The organism is Duganella qianjiadongensis, assembly GCF_009857915.1.
Taxonomy (GTDB): domain Bacteria; phylum Pseudomonadota; class Gammaproteobacteria; order Burkholderiales; family Burkholderiaceae_D; genus Rugamonas; species Rugamonas qianjiadongensis.
In genome coordinates this window covers 292,252-309,785 of record NZ_WWCM01000001.1, presented here as the reverse complement: position 1 = coordinate 309,785, position 17,534 = coordinate 292,252, and the positions used below count along the sequence as shown (strand labels likewise).

15 protein-coding genes and 1 tRNA gene are annotated in these 17,534 nt (G+C 58.3%); 14 read left to right on the top strand and 2 right to left on the bottom strand.

The features are described from left to right. The first annotated feature begins 78 nt into the window (after positions 1-78). The 7 genes from GTP27_RS01395 (at position 79) to map (ending at position 5,885) form a co-directional block, all read left to right on the top strand. Positions 79-1,053 (top strand): acetyl-CoA carboxylase carboxyltransferase subunit alpha, encoded by a 975-nt coding sequence (locus GTP27_RS01395; protein ID WP_155433718.1) that lies wholly within the window; start codon positions 79-81, stop codon positions 1,051-1,053. 62 nt (positions 1,054-1,115) lie between these two features. Next, positions 1,116-2,534: a tRNA lysidine(34) synthetase TilS gene (tilS, locus tag GTP27_RS01390; RefSeq protein WP_161037399.1), complete on the top strand. Its 1,419-nt coding sequence runs from the start codon at positions 1,116-1,118 to the stop codon at positions 2,532-2,534. A gap of 144 nt (positions 2,535-2,678) precedes the next feature. Continuing rightward, a complete protein-coding gene (locus tag GTP27_RS01385) occupies positions 2,679-3,926 on the top strand; it encodes an aspartate kinase (RefSeq protein WP_161037398.1) in 1,248 nt (415 codons plus the stop codon). Between the two features lie 112 nt (positions 3,927-4,038). Next, a tRNA-Ser gene (locus GTP27_RS01380) sits at positions 4,039-4,131 on the top strand. Between the two features lie 347 nt (positions 4,132-4,478). After that, positions 4,479-4,694 (top strand): helix-turn-helix domain-containing protein, encoded by a 216-nt coding sequence (locus GTP27_RS01375; protein ID WP_161037397.1) that lies wholly within the window; start codon positions 4,479-4,481, stop codon positions 4,692-4,694. A gap of 211 nt (positions 4,695-4,905) precedes the next feature. After that, positions 4,906-5,118 (top strand): ParD-like family protein, encoded by a 213-nt coding sequence (locus tag GTP27_RS01370; protein ID WP_161037396.1) that lies wholly within the window; start codon positions 4,906-4,908, stop codon positions 5,116-5,118. Then, on the top strand, positions 5,115-5,885 hold the full coding sequence (map, locus tag GTP27_RS01365; protein ID WP_161037395.1) for a type I methionyl aminopeptidase: 771 nt from the start codon (positions 5,115-5,117) through the stop codon (positions 5,883-5,885). Before GTP27_RS01370 ends, map begins: the two co-directional genes overlap by 4 nt. A gap of 296 nt (positions 5,886-6,181) precedes the next feature. On the opposite strand, the gene GTP27_RS01360 is transcribed toward map, so the two are convergent. Next, positions 6,182-7,192 (bottom strand): AraC family transcriptional regulator, encoded by a 1,011-nt coding sequence (locus GTP27_RS01360; RefSeq protein WP_161037394.1) that lies wholly within the window; start codon positions 7,190-7,192, stop codon positions 6,182-6,184. Between the two features lie 215 nt (positions 7,193-7,407). Between GTP27_RS01360 and GTP27_RS01355 the strand changes: the two genes are divergently transcribed. The 7 genes from GTP27_RS01355 to tpiA all read left to right on the top strand — a co-directional run bounded on the left by GTP27_RS01355 (position 7,408) and on the right by tpiA (position 16,884). Further along, a complete protein-coding gene (locus tag GTP27_RS01355) occupies positions 7,408-9,063 on the top strand; it encodes a long-chain-fatty-acid--CoA ligase (protein ID WP_161037393.1) in 1,656 nt (551 codons plus the stop codon). Positions 9,064-9,102: 39 nt separating this feature from the next. Beyond that, on the top strand, positions 9,103-11,286 hold the full coding sequence (locus GTP27_RS01350) for a TonB-dependent receptor (RefSeq protein ID WP_161037392.1): 2,184 nt from the start codon (positions 9,103-9,105) through the stop codon (positions 11,284-11,286). Positions 11,287-11,310: 24 nt separating this feature from the next. Then, positions 11,311-12,180 (top strand): alpha/beta fold hydrolase, encoded by an 870-nt coding sequence (locus GTP27_RS01345; protein ID WP_161037391.1) that lies wholly within the window; start codon positions 11,311-11,313, stop codon positions 12,178-12,180. Between the two features lie 87 nt (positions 12,181-12,267). Continuing rightward, a complete protein-coding gene (locus GTP27_RS01340; RefSeq protein ID WP_161037390.1) occupies positions 12,268-13,098 on the top strand; it encodes an SDR family oxidoreductase in 831 nt (276 codons plus the stop codon). Then, positions 13,098-14,798 carry a glycerol-3-phosphate dehydrogenase gene (gene glpD / locus GTP27_RS01335; RefSeq protein ID WP_229633282.1) on the top strand — a complete coding sequence of 567 codons (1,701 nt, stop codon included), beginning with the start codon at positions 13,098-13,100 and terminating at the stop codon, positions 14,796-14,798. The genes GTP27_RS01340 and glpD overlap by 1 nt, the downstream gene beginning before the upstream one ends. Further along, entirely contained in the window at positions 14,704-16,137 is a 1,434-nt protein-coding gene (gene glpK / locus GTP27_RS01330; protein WP_229633342.1) for a glycerol kinase GlpK, read from the top strand. Before glpD ends, glpK begins: the two co-directional genes overlap by 95 nt. Positions 16,138-16,146: 9 nt before the next feature. After that, positions 16,147-16,884 carry a triose-phosphate isomerase gene (tpiA, locus tag GTP27_RS01325; RefSeq protein ID WP_161037388.1) on the top strand — a complete coding sequence of 246 codons (738 nt, stop codon included), beginning with the start codon at positions 16,147-16,149 and terminating at the stop codon, positions 16,882-16,884. Between the two features lie 175 nt (positions 16,885-17,059). Here tpiA and GTP27_RS01320 read toward each other — a convergent pair whose 3' ends face one another. Next, positions 17,060-17,530: a hypothetical protein gene (locus GTP27_RS01320; RefSeq protein ID WP_161037387.1), complete on the bottom strand. Its 471-nt coding sequence runs from the start codon at positions 17,528-17,530 to the stop codon at positions 17,060-17,062. Positions 17,531-17,534 lie beyond the last annotated feature (4 nt).

Below are 17,534 nucleotides of genomic sequence, written 5' to 3'. Positions count from 1 at the left end.
ATCGCTGAGCGAGGCCTTGCCCGACCATTTCATTCTTGTCGGCAAGACCCCATAGCGGAGCATAAACACGGAGGTACAATGACCAAAACGACTTTCCTCAACTTTGAGCAACCGATCGCCGAACTCGATGGCAAAATCGAAGAGCTGCGTTTCGTTCAGGACGATTCGGCTGTCGACATCTCTGAGGAGATCGACCGTCTGGCCAAAAAGAGCCAGCAACTGACCAAGGATATCTACGCCAAGCTTACCCCTTGGCAGGTCGCGCAGATTGCGCGCCATCCGCAGCGTCCGTACACCATGGACTATGTGAACGAAATCTTTACCGACTTCCACGAACTGCACGGCGACCGCACTTATGCGGACGACCTGTCCGTGGTGGGCGGTCTGGCCCGTTTCAATGGTCAGGCCTGTATGGTCATCGGCCACCAGAAGGGCCGCGATACCAAAGAACGCGCGATGCGCAACTTCGGCATGCCCAAGCCTGAAGGCTATCGCAAGGCCATGCGCCTGATGAAGCTGGCAGAAAAATTCGGCATTCCCATTTTCACCTTTGTCGATACCCCGGGCGCATTCCCCGGCATCGACGCGGAAGAGCGCGGCCAGTCGGAAGCCATCGGCCACAATCTGTACGTGATGGCCGAACTGAAAGTGCCGCTGATCGCCACCATCATCGGTGAAGGCGGTTCCGGCGGCGCGCTGGCGATCGCCGTGGGCGATGCCGTGCTGATGCTGCAATACGCTACCTACTCGGTGATTTCGCCGGAAGGCTGCGCCTCTATCCTGTGGAAGACCTCGGAACGTGCCGCCGATGCCGCCGAAGCGCTGGGCCTGACGGCACACCGTCTGAAAGCCATGGGCCTGATCGACAAGATCGTCAACGAACCGCTGGGCGGCGCGCACCGCGATCCGAAACAGATGGCCACGCTGCTCAAGCGTGCACTGGCCGATTCGCTGCGCCAGTTCCACGGCATGAAGACCAAGGACCTGCTGGAAGCCCGTCACGAGAAGCTGATGAGCTACGGTAAGTTCAAAGAGACCACGCCGCAGGAATAAGCGGGCGCGGCATCAACAAGAGTCGGGGGCGCTGCCCCCGATTTGCATTTTTGGAGCAGGCATTGAAGAAGCAACAGATTCCTACCCTGAGCAGCATCTTCGCTCAGGCCACCAGCGCCGCGCTGGCGCGTGTACAGGCCGATGGCAGTGCCGCGGCGGCGCCGGCGCGCATAGCGGTAGCGCTCAGTGGCGGGCTCGATTCCTCGGCCCTGCTGCATCTGGCGCATGGCTATGCGCGCGCGCATGGCGTGACGCTGTATGCCTTCCACATCCACCATGGTCTGAGCCCGAATGCCGATAGCTGGCTGGCCCATTGCGAGCAGGCTTGTGCCGCGCTGGGGGTGGCGTTCGAGGCGCAGCGCGTGCAACTGACGGATCAGGGCAAGACGGGTACCGAGGCGGCGGCGCGCAAGGTGCGTTACGCGGCTTTAGGGGGGCTGTGCGCGCGCCATGGCGTGCGTCTGCTGCTCACTGCCCACCACCTCGACGATCAGGCGGAAACCGTGCTGCTGCAGCTGCTGCGCGGTTCCGGTACGGCCGGCCTGTCGGGCATGGATGCGGCCAATGCGGCGCCGGAATTGCTGGCTAATCCTGAACTGGTGATGGCGCGGCCGCTGCTGCCGGTGTCGCGCAAGCAGCTCGATGCGTATGTGGCAACGCAGCAGATCAGCCATATCCACGACGAATCGAACGACGACGCGCGCTTTGCCCGCAATGCCTTGCGCCACAAGGTGATGCCGGCGCTGGCGGCGGCTTTCCCCGGCTTTCAGGAGCGCTTTGCGCGCAGCGCCCAGCATGCCCAGTCGGCCCAGCGCCTGCTGACCGAACTGGCCGAGCAGGATCTGGCTCTGTGTCTGGATGGTGATAGCCTCGATGTGGCCCGCCTGCGCGGCCTGAGTGCGGACCGTTGCGCCAATCTGCTGCGCCACTGGTTCAAGCTGCGCCAGCTGCGCATGCCCAGTTCGGCATGGCTGGGCGAGATGCTGACCCAGCTGCTGGAGGCACGCTATGACGCGCAGTTACTGGTCACCCATCCGGACTGCCACGTGCGCCGTCATCGCGACCGCTTATATCTGACGCCCAAGCTGGAAGCGCTGGAAGGAACGCGGGAAGATCAATTCGACCAGTCGCCCGGTACGGAATTTGTCTGGAAAGGCGAGAGCGAGCTGGCTTTTCCGGCGTATGGCGGGGTGCTGCATTTCGAGCGGGCAGAGCAGGGGCTGGACCCGCAGTGGCTGCAGGAGCAGCCGCTGGTGATCGAATTCCGCCGGGGGGGCGAGCGGCTCAAACTGGCCGCAAACCGGCCTACGCGCGGCATCAAATACCACTATCAGGCACTGAGCATTCCCGCCTGGGAGCGTGGCCGCCTGCCCGTTGTGAGTGCGCCGCAACAGCTGCTGTTCGCGGCAGGCATAGGCATGGACTGCAATAAGTTGACTACAGGCACAGACCGCATCCGTCTGCGCTGGCAAGCAGTATAGACAATTGTCTGTTTCTGCCGAATTTTGTATGTAGATATGCTTATTCGGTATGACTTTATCTGTTTTTTGACTTGTTATTTTGCAGTGCGGCATGTAGAGTTTAGGGTTCCATTTACCTTTATTTGAGCGGAAAAACTCACTGTTATGGCTTTAATCGTGCACAAATACGGCGGTACGTCGATGGGTTCGACGGACCGTATCAAGAACGTGGCGCGGCGTGTCGCCAAGTGGCATGACGCAGGTCACCGCATTGTTGTGGTGCCTTCGGCTATGTCCGGCGAAACCAATCGCCTGATCGCGCTGGCGAAAGAAATTCAAGAGCAGCCTGACCCACGTGAACTCGACATGATCGCCTCGACCGGCGAACAGGTGTCGGTGGGCCTGCTGTCGATGGCCCTGCTGGCTATCGGCAAGAAGGCGGTGTCCTACGCCGGCTGGCAAGTGGCGATTAAAACCGATTCCGCTTTCACTAAAGCCCGTATTCAATCGATCGACAACGAGAAGGTGAACCGGGATCTGGATGACGGCAAGATCGTCATCATCACCGGCTTCCAGGGCGTGGACGAGGGTGGCAATATCTCGACGCTGGGTCGTGGTGGTTCGGATACTTCGGCCGTGGCGATCGCCGCTGCCATGAAGGCCGACGAGTGCCTGATCTTCACCGACGTCGATGGCGTCTACACCACCGACCCGCGCGTGGTCTCGGAAGCGCGCCGCCTGAAGGCGATTACCTTCGAAGAGATGCTGGAACTGGCGTCGCTGGGCTCGAAAGTCCTGCAGACCCGTTCGGTGGAATTCGCCGGTAACTATCGCGTGCCGACCCGCGTGCTGTCGTCACTGACCGACCCTATGCTGGACATCGATGTCGAAGCCAACTCGGGTACCCTGATTTCGTTTGAGGAAGATACAAACATGGAACAAGCAGTCATCTCCGGTATCGCGTTTAACCGCGATGAGGCCAAAATCACCGTGCTGGGCGTGCCGGATCGTCCGGGCGTGGCTTACCACATTCTGGGCCCGGTGGCCGATGCCAATATCGAAGTCGACATGATCATACAGAATCAGTCGGTCGACGGTAAAACCGATTTCACCTTCACCGTTTCGCGCAACGACTACCAGCGCGCTGTGGACGTGCTCAACAGCACCAAGGCCGAGCTGGGCGCTGCCAGCATCACCGGCGACGCCAAAGTGTCGAAGATCTCGGTGGTGGGCGTGGGCATGCGTAGCCACGTCGGTGTGGCTTCGCAGATGTTCCGTACCCTGTCGGAAGAGGGCATCAACATCATGATGATCTCTACGTCGGAGATCAAGATCTCGGTGCTGATCGACGAGAAGTACATGGAATTGGCGGTGCGCGCACTGCACAAAGCGTTCGAACTGGAAAAAGCATAATTTTTTCAAAAAAATCGCCGAGTAGCCTTGACCAAACCCAGTGCGGTCTATACTATGGCGGTCGTCTGCTGTAGCGCAGTTAGCAAAGCAGACATAGTTGAGTAATCGACTAGGAGACGTGGCCGAGTGGCCGAAGGCACTTCCCTGCTAAGGAAGCATACGGGCAAAACCTGTATCGTGGGTTCGAATCCCACCGTCTCCGCCAAGACACTGTCCAGCGCACTCGACGGACATCAAACAAACCGCTGTTCCTACTAGGGGCCAGCGGTTTTTTTGTTTTAATCTGTCCGATACTGTTCAGCTGCAGCCGGTGCAACTGGGTGATCTGCTTTGGAAAAACTAGACAGAAAGAGATGTGATTTTTTCGGCGCGATTTATCCTAACGACTGGACGTGCGCCATGCAACGAAAACATTCCCACTTTGCCGCATAATTTGCACACGAAACTGCCCCACGTTTAAGACACAGTCCTGCTCAGAACATTGAATGGGAAATTGGATTGATCGACGTGGCACTATCAGGCATTATTTGACGCTGGCACATTCCCGACCAGGTGCCATTAAGAGAAATCGCCAGACGTCTTGGCATCTCAAGAAACACCGTCCGGCGCTATCTTCGCTCGGAAACCATTGAGCCGTGCTACGCGGACAGGCGCTCACCCAGTGTAATCGACAAGTACGCTTTCCAGCGATCGGGAATGCTAAAGACCGAGACGGCCAAGTCATGCAAGCAGCGGCGGACTTTGAAGCAGCTTCATGAACAACCATGAGAGTTAGGCTTTGAAGGGGCTTACGACCGGGGCGCGGCGTTCGCGAGGGTGTGGCGGGCGGGTCAAACTGACTGGGTTAACTCTGCTAGCAAACGCACAACCCAGATATTCATTGTGGAAATGCCAATTGAATGATGCGATATAGGATCGGCTTGCGGCCGCTTCCAGTCTGAATATATAATTCATATACGTTTCGTATATTGAGGTGATTATGGGTATTGTGAACATCGACGAGGATCTACATGACCAGATCCGCAAGGCCAGTGCGGTATCGTGCCGTTCGATCAACGCGCAGGCAGCGTTCTGGATCAAGATCGGCATGCTGGCAGAGACCAACCCGCTATTGTCTTTTAATGAAATCATCGCCCGCGAGCTGCACGCGGCCGGCGTCGATGCGCGTCAACTGAAAGCAGTGGTGCCATGACCAAACGACCGGATGAAATCGCGCTGATGGCCGAATCTGGCCGTCTGCTAGCCAGTGTCTTCAGTCGGCTGGATCAATTGAAGCTGACTGGCATGTCGACCATGCAGGTCAATGACCTGGTCGATAACTTCATCGTCAACGAATTACACGCGCGGCCGGCCGGCAAAGGCCAGTACGACTATGCCTATGCGCTGAATGCCTCGCGCAACAACGTGGTCTGCCACGGCGTGCCTTCCGCCGCCGAGATTCTGAACGACGGCGATATCGTTAACTTTGACATCACGCTAGAAAAGAATGGCTACATCGCCGATTCCAGCAAGACCTATCTGGTCGGAGTCGTGTCGCAGGAAGCGCGGCGCCTGGTCCACACCACCTATGAAGCAATGTGGAAGGGCATACATGCGGTACGCCCCGGCGCGCAGCTGGGCGATGTCGGCTATGCCATTCAGCGCCATGCGCAACGCCATGGCTATACCGTGGTGCGCGAATACTGCGGCCATGGCATAGGCCGCGAAATGCATGAGCCGCCGCAGGTGGTGCATTGGGGCCGTCCCAAGACCGGCCTGATCCTGCGCGAAGGCATGGTGTTCACCATTGAACCGATGCTCAACCAAGGCCGCCACATGGTGCGAACCGAGGACGATGGCTGGACGGTCGTCACCACCGATGGTCAACTGTCGGCCCAGTTCGAACACACGGTGGCAGTCACCCGTAATGGCGTGCGCGTGCTCACGCTGCGTCCGGACGAAAGACCCGCTGTCGCATGAGCTTTACAACCAGCTTACGGCAAGGCTGGCGCCCGCTCTGGAAATCCGGGCTGCGCCATGAGGCGCCGACCATCAAGCGACTGTAGGCGATCTCGCTGATCGCTCTCCCCATGCGCTTGAATTGCCACGTCGCCATTTTCAGTAACGTGGACTGGTCGGGCTGGTGGCGTCTGGCATTCTGGCGATTCAGGGATTGCAGCAGGCCATCCGGCAGAGTGGTGAAGCCGGGAGCGAAGCCAAATCGTAATGTCCCGGCATGGCATATCGCAAGTATGGCGCAGCGGTGTGTTGAGAGCTTAGGTCAATTGCATTTTGCGCAGTTGCTTGGGGGACTGGCCGAACCAGCGCTGACAAGCCCTGCAGAAGGCACTTTGATCGGCAAAGCCCAGCAAAAATGCAATCTGTGCCAGCGCCATAACATTTTTTTGCAAATACTCTTTCGCCAAATCGCGCCGCGTCTCGTCGAGTAGATCATTATACGAAGTGCCTTCCTGTTCGAGCCGGCGCTGTAGCGTGCGCTCGCTGACATGCAATGCCTCTGCTGCTTTGCTGCGGGCTGGTGATCCATCCGGCAATGATCGAATGATGACGTCACGTACTCGCGGTACAAAGCGCCACTGATCCATCTTCTCGAGAAAATCGACAGCAAATCTTTCGTGTAACTCGGAGAGTACGGGATTCGATGCGGGGAGTGGCATCTGCATATCGCTGTGGGAAAACAGCATGCCATTGCGCTGTGTACCAAATCGCACAACGCCGCCAAACGCGCGCACATGCATCTGGGTACTGCCGGGTTCGGGAAAAGCCAGTTCCGTCACCAGTGGTTTGATCGGCTGGCTGGCGATCCAGCGGCAGATATTCAGTATCGTCACCAGGATGAATTCGCAGCGCTGGCGCGGAATGGCAATGACGCCGCCCTCAATTTCCAGCCGAAGCCATTGTGCACCATCGGTATCTGCTTCCAGCTGGAAGATGGTTGCATCGCTGATGATCCGGATATAGCGTATGAAACGCTGCAGCGCGCCTTCCAGTGTCGGCGCGGTAATCATCGTGTAGGTCAGCAGATCGAGCGTCGCAGGGCGCGGATGTTCCGCTGCCGCCAGCGATACCAGCTCGTCGCCTGAAGCCTCGATGATGACATTCCATAGCTGGCTCATGGTATCGCTTGAATAGCGCTGGTGTGGCTCCCTGAAGCCTTTCTCGCTGATGCCCGCGCGGGAAAAAATAGCCTGCGGATCTAGCCCTATGGTTACCAGCAATTCCCAGATCCCGGTCAGCCAAGCTCCTGCCGTCGAGGGTTGTGTCATCCCCTTGCGCTCCCTTTTTTATGTCCAACGCTGATGTGACGTTGTCTTTATGAGTCAAAAACTTGGCTTGTCCGGGCAAGAACATTTTCTGGTCAGGCTCTAAAGTTCTTCATACCGGACCAGCTAGTTGTTGGTACCTAAATAAATACTAAACGAAAAGCGCGCTTGGATGGAAGAGATTGCTTTCCTACTTGCGTATGCCAGCGGAGACCTGCATGACTGAACTTTGCACCAGCCCCTTGCCCGGCCAGATGATGCGCCGACCTCTTCTTATCACCTCGCTGCTGCGCCATGCACAGCGCTACTTCGGTCAGCGTGAAATCGTATCGTATGGCGAGCACGGCAAGGTTCATCGCTACACCTACGCTGACTGTCATCTGCGTGCGCGGCGTCTGGCCCAGACACTGGAAAGTTATCCCGTCCGCATGGGCGAGCGCGTAGCCACGTTGGCCTGGAATAGTTTTCGTCATCTGGAACTTTATTATGGTGTAGCAGGAATAGGCGCTGTGCTGCACACGCTCAATCCGCGTCTACATCTGGAGCAACTGATTTACATCATTAACGATGCGGGCAGCACCATGCTCTATTTCGAGCCTGCATTCATCGAGCAGGTAAGCGAAATCGCTCAGCACTGCCCGGGCATAGTTCGCTACATTGCCTTGTGTGACGATGAGGACCTTCCTGTCGCTGCGCAATTGCCACAATTGCAGAGTTACGAAGCGCATCTTTGCAGTGATGATGCGAGGTGGAATTGGCCAATTTTTGATGAGGATGCGGCTTCAGGCCTGTGCTATACCTCCGGCACCACAGGTAATCCCAAGGGCGTGCTGTATTCGCACCGCTCGACGGTATTGCACGCCTATGCGCAAGTCGCACCGGATGCTTTCAACCTGTCGGCCAGTGATTGCATCCTGCCGGTAGTTCCTATGTTTCACGTGAATGCGTGGGGCTTGCCTTATTCAGCCGCGCTGGTGGGGGCCAAGCTAGTATTGCCCGGTGCTTTGCTGAGCGGCAGCGCACTGCATGCGATGTGCCATCACGAGCAGGTCACCTTCTCGGCGGGCGTGCCCACTATCTGGCTCAGTGTGCTGAATTTTGTGCGGCAGCACGGTAGTCAGTTCCAAAGTCTGCGCCGGATCGTCATAGGTGGTACCGCCTGCCCGCCGGCGCTGATGGATAGTCTGCGCGACGAATACGGTCTGCAGGTGATCCACGCCTTTGGCATGACCGAGCTGTCGCCGCTGGCTACCGTCTGCACCCCGCAGGCACAGCATCAGCTGCTGGATCGCACCGAGTTGCGCAGTCTGCTGCAGAAGCAAGGGCATGTACTGTATGGCATCGACGTGCGCATCATCGATGACGCCGGCCATGAACTGGCGTGGGACGGTACGACGCCGGGGCATCTGCAGGTACGGGGCCAGTGGGTGATTGATTCCTACTTCGGTCATAGCGCGGGCAGTGCGGTCGATCAGGGCTGGTTCACTACCGGCGATGTCGCCAACATCAGTGCCGATGGCTATGTACAGATCACGGATCGCAGCAAAGATCTGATTAAGTCAGGCGGCGAATGGATCAGTTCCATCGACCTGGAGAATATCGCAATGTCGCACCCGGCAGTGCACTTAGCCGCTTGCGTCGGCGTATTCCATGATAAGTGGGAAGAGCGCCCGCTGCTGCTGATCGCCTGCAAGCCGGATGTTGCGCTGCAAGCCGAGGAGGTGCTGGCGCTCTACCAGGGCCAGGTCGCCAAGTGGTGGATACCTGATGCCGTGGTATTCGTCGACAAGCTGCCGCTGGGACCCACCGGAAAGATACTCAAGCATCGCATCCGCGCCGAATACCGACATCACCTCTGTCCGTCCCCCCATTAACGCTTTTCCCTTCATTACAAACACAACAAGGAGACTACTATGATTAGCAGCAAAGAAATGCTAGGTTCCGTTGCCGCTTTCGGCCTCGCCATTAGCGCCCATGCTCAGCAAACTCCCGAGCCAGTGCCGGAGCCAGCCGTGCCACCAGCGCAGGCCAGCCATTTCAACGAAGACAATACCGTCGTGGTGACGGCACAGAAGCGCGAGCAGCGTCTGCAGGATGTGCCCGTGTCGGTCAGTGTCATGAACGCACAGTCACTGGCCAGTGCCAAGATCGATACCGGCACTGAAATTGCCCGGCTGGTACCGAATCTGCGTGTCTCGAATCTCGGCGACGAGTCGCAACCGAAGTTTTCGCTGCGCGGGATATCTACCTCCGAGTTCAATCTGAATGCGATTTCCCCGACCGGCGCATTTTTTGATGAAGTGTATATCGGCGCCCAGTATCTGGGTGGCGCACAGATCTTCGATACCGAGCGGGTGGAAGTGCTGCGCGGGCCGCAGGGCACGCTGTTCGGCAAGAATACGACAGCCGGCGCGGTGAACTTCATTTCCAAGCGTCCCCGCTTCAAGCCGGAGGCCGAACTGACTGTGGGCGCCGGCAATTATGGCTACAAAGAAGCCAAGGGCGTGCTGGAAGTTCCCCTGATTGATGACCGCTTAACTGCACGCTTTGCCTTTACCGGCGCCCATTCCGACGACTATATCCACAACGTTAATCCGGGCGGGCATGATCTGTCGAATATCGATCGCAAGGCGGCGCGCCTGACGCTGGGCTTTAAAGATGGCGAAGGTCTGTCAGGCAGCTTGCGCCTATTCGATGTCAATAACAATCCAGATGCCATAGGCGCAGTCAATACCGGACTTGCTTCGAATGGCTTGAATGCGCTAGGGAAGAACCCGCGCCTGAATCCTTACACGGGTAAGCGCCTGGGCGACTACGAGGTTGCGGATGACCGTTCCGGAGAGATTTCCGTGCGCGGTAGCGGCGCATACCTGACACTCAACAAGAGTACTGAGCTCGGCACGATCACGTCGATCACCTCGTTCCTGAATGGCCGCTTCCAGAATCTGGTCGATGCGGATGGCACCATGGATCCCTTGCTGCATATCGACTTCCGTAGCGGCACCCATGAATTCAGTCAGGACCTGCGTTTCACCACTGCCTTTGATGGGCCTTTCCAGTTCATTACGGGCGTCTATCATCAACGCGACAACGTCGATATCGGCACGGCCTACACCATCTTTGGTGGCCCGCCCGCCATGCCTATCCTGAATCAGCAGTATCAGCAGGAACGCCGCTCCAATGCTGTGTACCTCGATGGCACATATCAGATCGATGATATCTGGACTGCCTACGGTGGTGTGCGCTATACGCGTGATCAGGGCCGGCTCAATCGCTTCCGCGTGACGCCCCTGATTCCTGAGCAGGGGCAGCTCAGCTACGATGACCGCAAGCCGACTGGCCGATTGGGCGCCGATGCCAAGCTGGCACCGGACCTGATGCTGTATGCGCATTATGCGCGCGGCTATCGCAGCAGCGCCTTCAACGGCGGCGCACTGACGAATGCGGCCGACCTGAATGTGGCTCAGCCGGAGTACCTGAATTCCTATGAAGGCGGGCTCAAATCGCAAATGTGGAATCGGCGACTGACCGTGAACCTCTCCGCGTTCCGTTATGACTTCCGCAATCAGCAATTTATCAATGTGGTCGGGATAGGCAATCAGCAGCTGGTCAATGCAGGACAATCGCGCATTACAGGGACAGAGATCGAAAGCTTCCTGCAGGTCGATAAGCAACTGCGGCTCAGTGCCAGTCTGGGATTATTGAACGGTAAGTATCGTTCGCTGTTGCTGAACGGGGTTGACCTGGCCGGTAAGCGCATGATCGAAGCGCCGCGCTACACCGGCAACGTCGGTGCCGACTACAGTGTGCCCGTACAGAATTACCTGCTGACCATGCATGCAGATGCCAGTTTTATCGGCGATCAATATTTCCTTGCGACAAACGAAGCCAATTCCCGTGTTGGCGCCACACGTGATGTCTCGGCACGTATTGCCTTACAAGCAGCGTCGCGTAAGTGGGAAGTTGCACTGTACGGAAAGAACCTGAGCGACAACCGTAATCCGACCGGTATCGTCCTTGATGGCACTTCGCAGACGCGCTTCACCACTTTGCCGTATCCGCGCCGCTACGGTGTAGATGTCACTGTTCGTTATTAAATCGTCGGTTCGATGGAGTACAGAATGAACATCAAGATGGAGCGCTACACCTTAGGCGCCAATGATGGTGGCCTTATCCACCTGATCTGCTGGACCGGTCCCGTGATCAAAGGCGTGGTGCAGATTGTGCATGGCATGGCCGAACATGCGAGCCGCTATGCCCATGTGGCGGCAGCACTGGTCGCGGCGGGCTATAAGGTGATCGCCAGTGAGCATCGCGGCCACGGTCAGGCGGCATTTGACGATGGCAGTCTGGGCGACTTCGGCCCGCGCGGATTTCAGGGACTGGTTGACGACATGGCCGTTGTGACACGCCACGCACGTGCCAGTCACTTCGGGATACCGCTACTGATGCTGGCGCACAGTATGGGCTCGATGGCTGCGCAGGTCTATCTGCTGGAGCACGGGCAGTTACTGGATGGCTGTGCACTTTCCGGTACCACGGCACTGGAACTGCTAGACCCGCGCCGTTCCGGCTGGAGCGTAGAGTCAGCCAATGCCACGGTTGGGGCCGCCGTGACACCGGTGGACTGGCTCAGCCGCGACCCGCAAGTACCGCGCGACTATATCGCCGATCCCTTGTGCGGTTTTGCGCTGACGCCCGCATCGCTGTGCTCCATTTTTGATGTTGGCAACTGCACGGCAGAGCCGGAGCAGCTGGCGCGCCTGCGCAAGGATATGCCGCTGTATCTGTTCACAGGGGACCATGATCCGGTCAACGGTATGCTGGCCTGGTTTGATCCTTTGGTGCAGCGTCTGCGTGGGGCTGGTCTGACCGATTTGTCGACCCATGTCTATGGCGGGGCTCGTCATGAAGTGCTCAACGAAACCAATCGTGACGAAGTCATCGGCCAGCTGACCGGGTGGCTAGACCGCGTCTGCCGTCTGCTCTAGTTCCCACTTTACCGGACGTCGCCGCGCAGTGCTGCCTTGTGGCAGCGCTGGCGGTAGCGTGCGCTCTTTCCAGTACAAGGATATGCAATGAACCAGATATTTGTCGACGGCCTGCTGGCCGGAAAAGTCGCACTGATCACGGGTGGTGGTAGCGGCATTAATCAGCGTATTGCTGAACACTATGCGCAGGCGGGTGCGGCGGTGGCCATCGTGGGACGCAACCTGGACAAGGCCGAACAGGCCGCTGCGCAGATCCGCGCCACGGGTGGCCGCGCCATCGGCCTGTCGGCGGATGTGCGGGATCATGACCAGATCTATGCGGCACTGTTCAAGACCCAGCAGCAGTTCGGTCCGATCGATATTGTGCTGGCGGGGGCTGCCGGAAATTTCGTCGCTAACGCGGTCGATATGTCTGCCAAGGGTTTCCGGACCGTGATAGATATCGATCTGATCGGTACCTTCAATACCGCGCATGCGGCCTACGAGTTTCTGCGCAAGCCAGGTGGCATGCTGCTGGCTATCTCGGCGATACAGTCACGGCTGCCCACCGCCACACAGAGCCATGTATGTGCCGCTAAAGCCGGCATCGATATGCTGATCCGTACGCTGGCCATTGAGTGGGGCAGTGTAGGCATACGCTGCCTCGGCATAGCGCCGGGGCCGGTGGGCGATACCGAAGGCATGCGCCGGCTGGCGCCCGATGGTCAGTCTAGCTGGCAGCGTCTGCTGAGGGGGATTCCATCGGGACGGGCCGCCAGCAAGGATGAAGTCGCTGCACTAGCAGTGTTTCTTGCCAGCGGTGCAGCCGACTATATCAATGGCGCGGTACTGCCCATCGATGGCGGCCAGACCGCTGTCGGCAGCCTGGAGTTCGGTGCCATGCTACATGACTCAATCAAGCAGGCGGTGGCAGCATAATGGCCGAGAGCTCTCCACTGCAGTGCGATTTGCTGGTTATCGGTGGCGGCATCAATGGCAGCGGCATCGCCCGCGATGCGGCCGGACGCGGCCTGTCGGTGATCCTGTGCGAGCAGGATGATCTGGCAGCTCATACTTCCTCCGCCTCGTCCAAGCTCATACACGGCGGCCTGCGTTATCTGCAATATGGCGAACTGGGGCTGGTTCGTAAGGCACTGGCGGAACGGGAGGTCCTGATGCGCAGTGCCCCTCATCTGATCAAGCCGCTGCGGTTTAACTTACCGCATCTTCCCAATCTGCGTCCGGCCTGGCTGTTGCGCTGTGGCCTGTTTCTATATGATCATCTGGCACCACGCCATCTGCTACCGGGCTCGGCTGCCATCAATCTGCAGCGCCATGTGGCCGGCAGTGTACTGGCCCAGGATCTGCAGCATGGCTTCGTGTATTCCGATGCGGCGGTCGATGATGCCCGTCTGGTGATTCTGAATGCGCTGGATGCACGTGAGCGCGGTGCGCGCATATTGCCGCGCACCCGTTGCAGCGCGCTTTACACTCGGGAGAGCAGCTGGCATGCCAGCTTGCAGACGGATCAGGGCGAGTTGATCAAGGTCAGGGCGGCCTGCGTGGTGAATGCGACGGGGGCCTGGACACTCGATGTATTGCGGCAGGCCCAGCTGCCGAGTGCGCGCCAGTTGCGCATGGTGAAGGGCAGTCATATCGTGGTGGCGAAACTGTTCGACCATGAGGAAGCCTATATTTTCCAGCATCACGACGGCCGCATCGTATTCGCCTTGCCGTTCGAGCAGGAGTACACCCTCATCGGTACCACTGATGTCGAATATTCTGACGATCCGCGCCGAGTGAGCATCAGCCCCGAGGAAGTTTCCTATCTTTGCAGTATCAGCAATCGTTATTTCCGCCAACAGATTGCTCCGGCAGACGTACTTTGGAGCTATGCCGGTATCCGGCCGTTGCTGGACGACGGTAGTGGCAATGCTCAGGCGGTTACCCGTGATTATGAGCTTCAGCTCGATCGTCATGAAGCACCGATGTTGTCTGTATTCGGCGGCAAGATCACTACCTATCGCAAGCTGGCGGAAGATGCAATGAACCGGCTAGCCCAGGTGATCGCCATTCCCGGCAAGGCCTGGACTGAACATGCCTGTCTGCCGGGCGGTGACCTGCTGGGAGGCAGCCCGAGTAATGCATCAGCGTTGCACTTTGACGCCTTCGTCGCTACCGTGCAGCAGCAATATCCATGGCTACCCGAAAAGCTGGCTTGCCGCTATGCGCGCGCGTATGGGACACGACTTTACCGTATGCTGGCCGATTGCCGCGATCTGCGTGATCTCGGTAGCGCCTTGATGCCTGGCCTGCATGAGCAGGAATTGCGTTATCTGATAGACCATGAGTGGGCCCGCAGCGCCCATGACGTGCTGTGGCGGCGTAGTAAGCTGGGCATGCAGGCACCAACGGGAGCATACCGTCTGATCGATGCATGGATACAGCGCCATTTGCGCTCTGTCCATGGCTGCGTGACAGGAGGCTTGCATGGCCAGTTATATCCTTGCGCTGGATCAGGGAACGACCAGCTCGCGCGCCGTTCTGTTCGATCAGCATGGCGCCATGGTGGGCAGCGCCCAGCACCCGATCCGGCAGATATTCCCCCAGAGCGGCTGGGTGGAACACGATCCGCGTGAACTCTGGCAAACCCAGTTGTCTGCCGCACGCGAGGTACTGGCACAGTGCCGCGTCAGCGCTAGCCAAGTGCGTGCGATTGGCGTCACCAATCAGCGCGAGACGACCGTGTTATGGGATCGTGCTACGGGGCTGCCGCTGATGAATGCGATTGTGTGGCAAGATCGTAGAACTGCCGATTACTGCGGACAGCTGCGCGAACTCGGCTATGCGAATCTGATTGCGGAAAAGACCGGGCTGGTCATCGATGCCTATTTTTCTGCTTCCAAGCTGCGCTGGATGCTCGATCATGTACCTGGCGCGCGGCAACGTGCCAGCCGCGGTGAGTTGGCTTTCGGCACCGTTGATAGCTGGCTGCTCTACAAGCTGACAGGGGCCCATGTTACCGATGCCAGCAATGCCTCGCGCACCATGCTGTATAACCTGCACACGCAGCAGTGGGATCCCGATCTGCTGGCACTGTTCGATATTCCCCCATCACTGCTCCCTGCACTGGTCGATAGCAGCGGTGTAATCGGCCATAGCCATGCCGAACTGTTTGATGCGGCCATCCCCATCGCCGCGATCGCCGGTGATCAGCAGGCTGCCACCTTCGGCCAGGCCTGTCTGCAGCCGGGGAGCTCCAAGAACACCATCGGCACGGGCAGTTTCCTATTGATGAATACCGGCAGCAGGCCGCCAGCTTCGCCGCATGCTCTACTGTCCACGGTAGGCTGGTGCATCGAGGGCCATAGCACCCATCTGATCGAGGGCAGTGTGTTTATGGCCGGTGCCACCCTGCAGTGGATGCAGCAGGGGCTGGGGCTGGTGCAGGAGATCGGCCAGATCGAACAACTTGCCATGTCGGTGGATGATGCTGATGGTGTCGTGCTAGTGCCTGCGTTTTCGGGGCTGGGAGCGCCGCACTGGGATCCGTATGCGCGGGGGACGATACTGGGCCTGCATCGCGGTACGACACGCCAGCACATTGCCCGTGCCGCACTCGACGGCATAGCGTACCAGACGGTTGACGTGCTGCGTGCGATAGAAGCTGCCTCGGGTATACCGTTGCGTGAATTGCGGGTCGACGGTGGTGGGGCACGCAGCAATCTGCTAATGCAATTGCTTGCCGACGCGCTTGGCATTCCCGTTCTGCGTCCTGCCAATATCGAAACGACCGCGTTGGGAATTGCCCAACTGGCTGGTCTCGGTGCCGGATTCTGGAGTGGGTTGAAAGAAATCGAGAGCCACTGGCAGGCAGACGCCTGCTTTACTCCGGCGATCAGCATGGATCAGCGCAAACGCGCGCTCGCCCAGTGGCAGGAGGCGGTACGTCGCTGCGCAAACTGGGCCAATCACTAGGAACAAGTCATGTCGCAAAAGCTCATAGTTGGCAACTGGAAGATGCATGGTAGTCGTGCCTCGGTCCAGTCTATTCTGGCTCAACTTAAGGCGGCGCAGACGTCGCGCCATACTCTGGTGGTCTGTCCACCATATCCATATCTCGCCATGTGTGCTGCGGCACTCGAGGACAGCCCGATTGCCGTGGGGGCGCAGGACGTTGCCGCATCGACGCATGGCGCCCAGACGGGAGCTGTCTCGGCTGAAATGCTCGCTGATAATGGCTGCCGCTATGTCATAGTGGGGCACTCCGAGCGCCGTCTCGCGCATAGCGAAAGCGATGCAATGATTGCCGAAAAAATTGTGCGCTCACTGTCCGTGGACTTGAGGCCGATAGTCTGTATCGGTGAGAGTTATCCGCAGCGACAGGCGGGTCTGACCGAGACGATTCTTTTTCGTCAGCTAGGCACATTGACGCAAAAGCTATCGCCTGAGCAACTAAGTAGGGTCGCTATCGCTTATGAGCCAGTCTGGGCTATTGGCAGCGGCAAAGCTGCGCCGAAAAACGATATTCTGCATGCGCACCGCTGTATTCGCCAATACCTAAACGCCTATGGCAGTCACTCCAACACACTGTTATATGGCGGTAGCGTTAATCCGCAGAACGCAGAAGAGCTATTATCGATAGCCCATGTAAATGGGTTACTGGTAGGGGGAGCATCGCTCAATGGAGAACATTTGCTTTGTATTGCCAACACCTGTGTTTAGCCGTTGAACTACGCTTGCGATCACCGAGGCGCAACTGGACATGAGCGCATATTCGGTATGCTGGCGCGCTTTGAGGGGCATATTCAGGGGCACAGGCTCAAGGAGGTTGCGTTGGAGCCTGAAGACTCGCAGAGATTACCGCATTCGCTGTATCTTCAGGCTAGCTTAGCATCTGCTAGATCAGACCGATCAGACGTCCTGAAATAATGGTTGCAAGCCAGATTACGAGCGTGAGCGCTGCGATGGAACGCGCAGGTATGGCGCCTGCCTTTACCTTGAACAGCAGCCACACCTGTATCACGCTGAGTAGCAGTAGCAAAGCCAGTTTGGTCCTGAATACAGGATTCGCCCAGAATTTGAGTACGTCGGCAATGAACAGCCACAAACCGCTGAGCAGCGCGATGCTGAGCCCTGCCAGAAGATAGGGGCGCAGCGTACCCGCAATCTGGGCAGGACTGCTGGCGCGCAGTCCCCAGCCGAGCAGGCGCAGATTGAGGATCAGAGAAGTGCCGAAAGCGAGCGCGAGGCCGAGCAGGTGGATGGTCATAACGGTCGCGAAAGTCCATGGATCCGCGGCGTTGAAGCTGTGCGCAAGTGAGGTCTGGGATAACCAGACGATGGAAGCAGGGTGGGTCAGGAGCGACATGGTA

What these genes read in the sequence shown, in the direction of transcription:
- GTP27_RS01395 (WP_155433718.1), top strand. Translation starts at nt 79, where the DNA reads ATGACCAAAACGACTTTCCTCAACTTTGAGCAACCGATCGCCGAACTC.
- GTP27_RS01385 (WP_161037398.1), top strand. Translation starts at nt 2,679, where the DNA reads ATGGCTTTAATCGTGCACAAATACGGCGGTACGTCGATGGGTTCGACG.
- GTP27_RS01370 (WP_161037396.1), top strand. Translation starts at nt 4,906, where the DNA reads ATGGGTATTGTGAACATCGACGAGGATCTACATGACCAGATCCGCAAG.
- map (WP_161037395.1), top strand. Translation starts at nt 5,115, where the DNA reads ATGACCAAACGACCGGATGAAATCGCGCTGATGGCCGAATCTGGCCGT.
- GTP27_RS01360 (WP_161037394.1), bottom strand. Translation starts at nt 7,192, where the DNA reads ATGACACAACCCTCGACGGCAGGAGCTTGGCTGACCGGGATCTGGGAA.
- GTP27_RS01355 (WP_161037393.1), top strand. Translation starts at nt 7,408, where the DNA reads ATGACTGAACTTTGCACCAGCCCCTTGCCCGGCCAGATGATGCGCCGA.
- GTP27_RS01350 (WP_161037392.1), top strand. Translation starts at nt 9,103, where the DNA reads ATGATTAGCAGCAAAGAAATGCTAGGTTCCGTTGCCGCTTTCGGCCTC.
- GTP27_RS01345 (WP_161037391.1), top strand. Translation starts at nt 11,311, where the DNA reads ATGAACATCAAGATGGAGCGCTACACCTTAGGCGCCAATGATGGTGGC.
- GTP27_RS01340 (WP_161037390.1), top strand. Translation starts at nt 12,268, where the DNA reads ATGAACCAGATATTTGTCGACGGCCTGCTGGCCGGAAAAGTCGCACTG.
- glpD (WP_229633282.1), top strand. Translation starts at nt 13,098, where the DNA reads ATGGCCGAGAGCTCTCCACTGCAGTGCGATTTGCTGGTTATCGGTGGC.
- tpiA (WP_161037388.1), top strand. Translation starts at nt 16,147, where the DNA reads ATGTCGCAAAAGCTCATAGTTGGCAACTGGAAGATGCATGGTAGTCGT.
- GTP27_RS01320 (WP_161037387.1), bottom strand. Translation starts at nt 17,530, where the DNA reads ATGTCGCTCCTGACCCACCCTGCTTCCATCGTCTGGTTATCCCAGACC.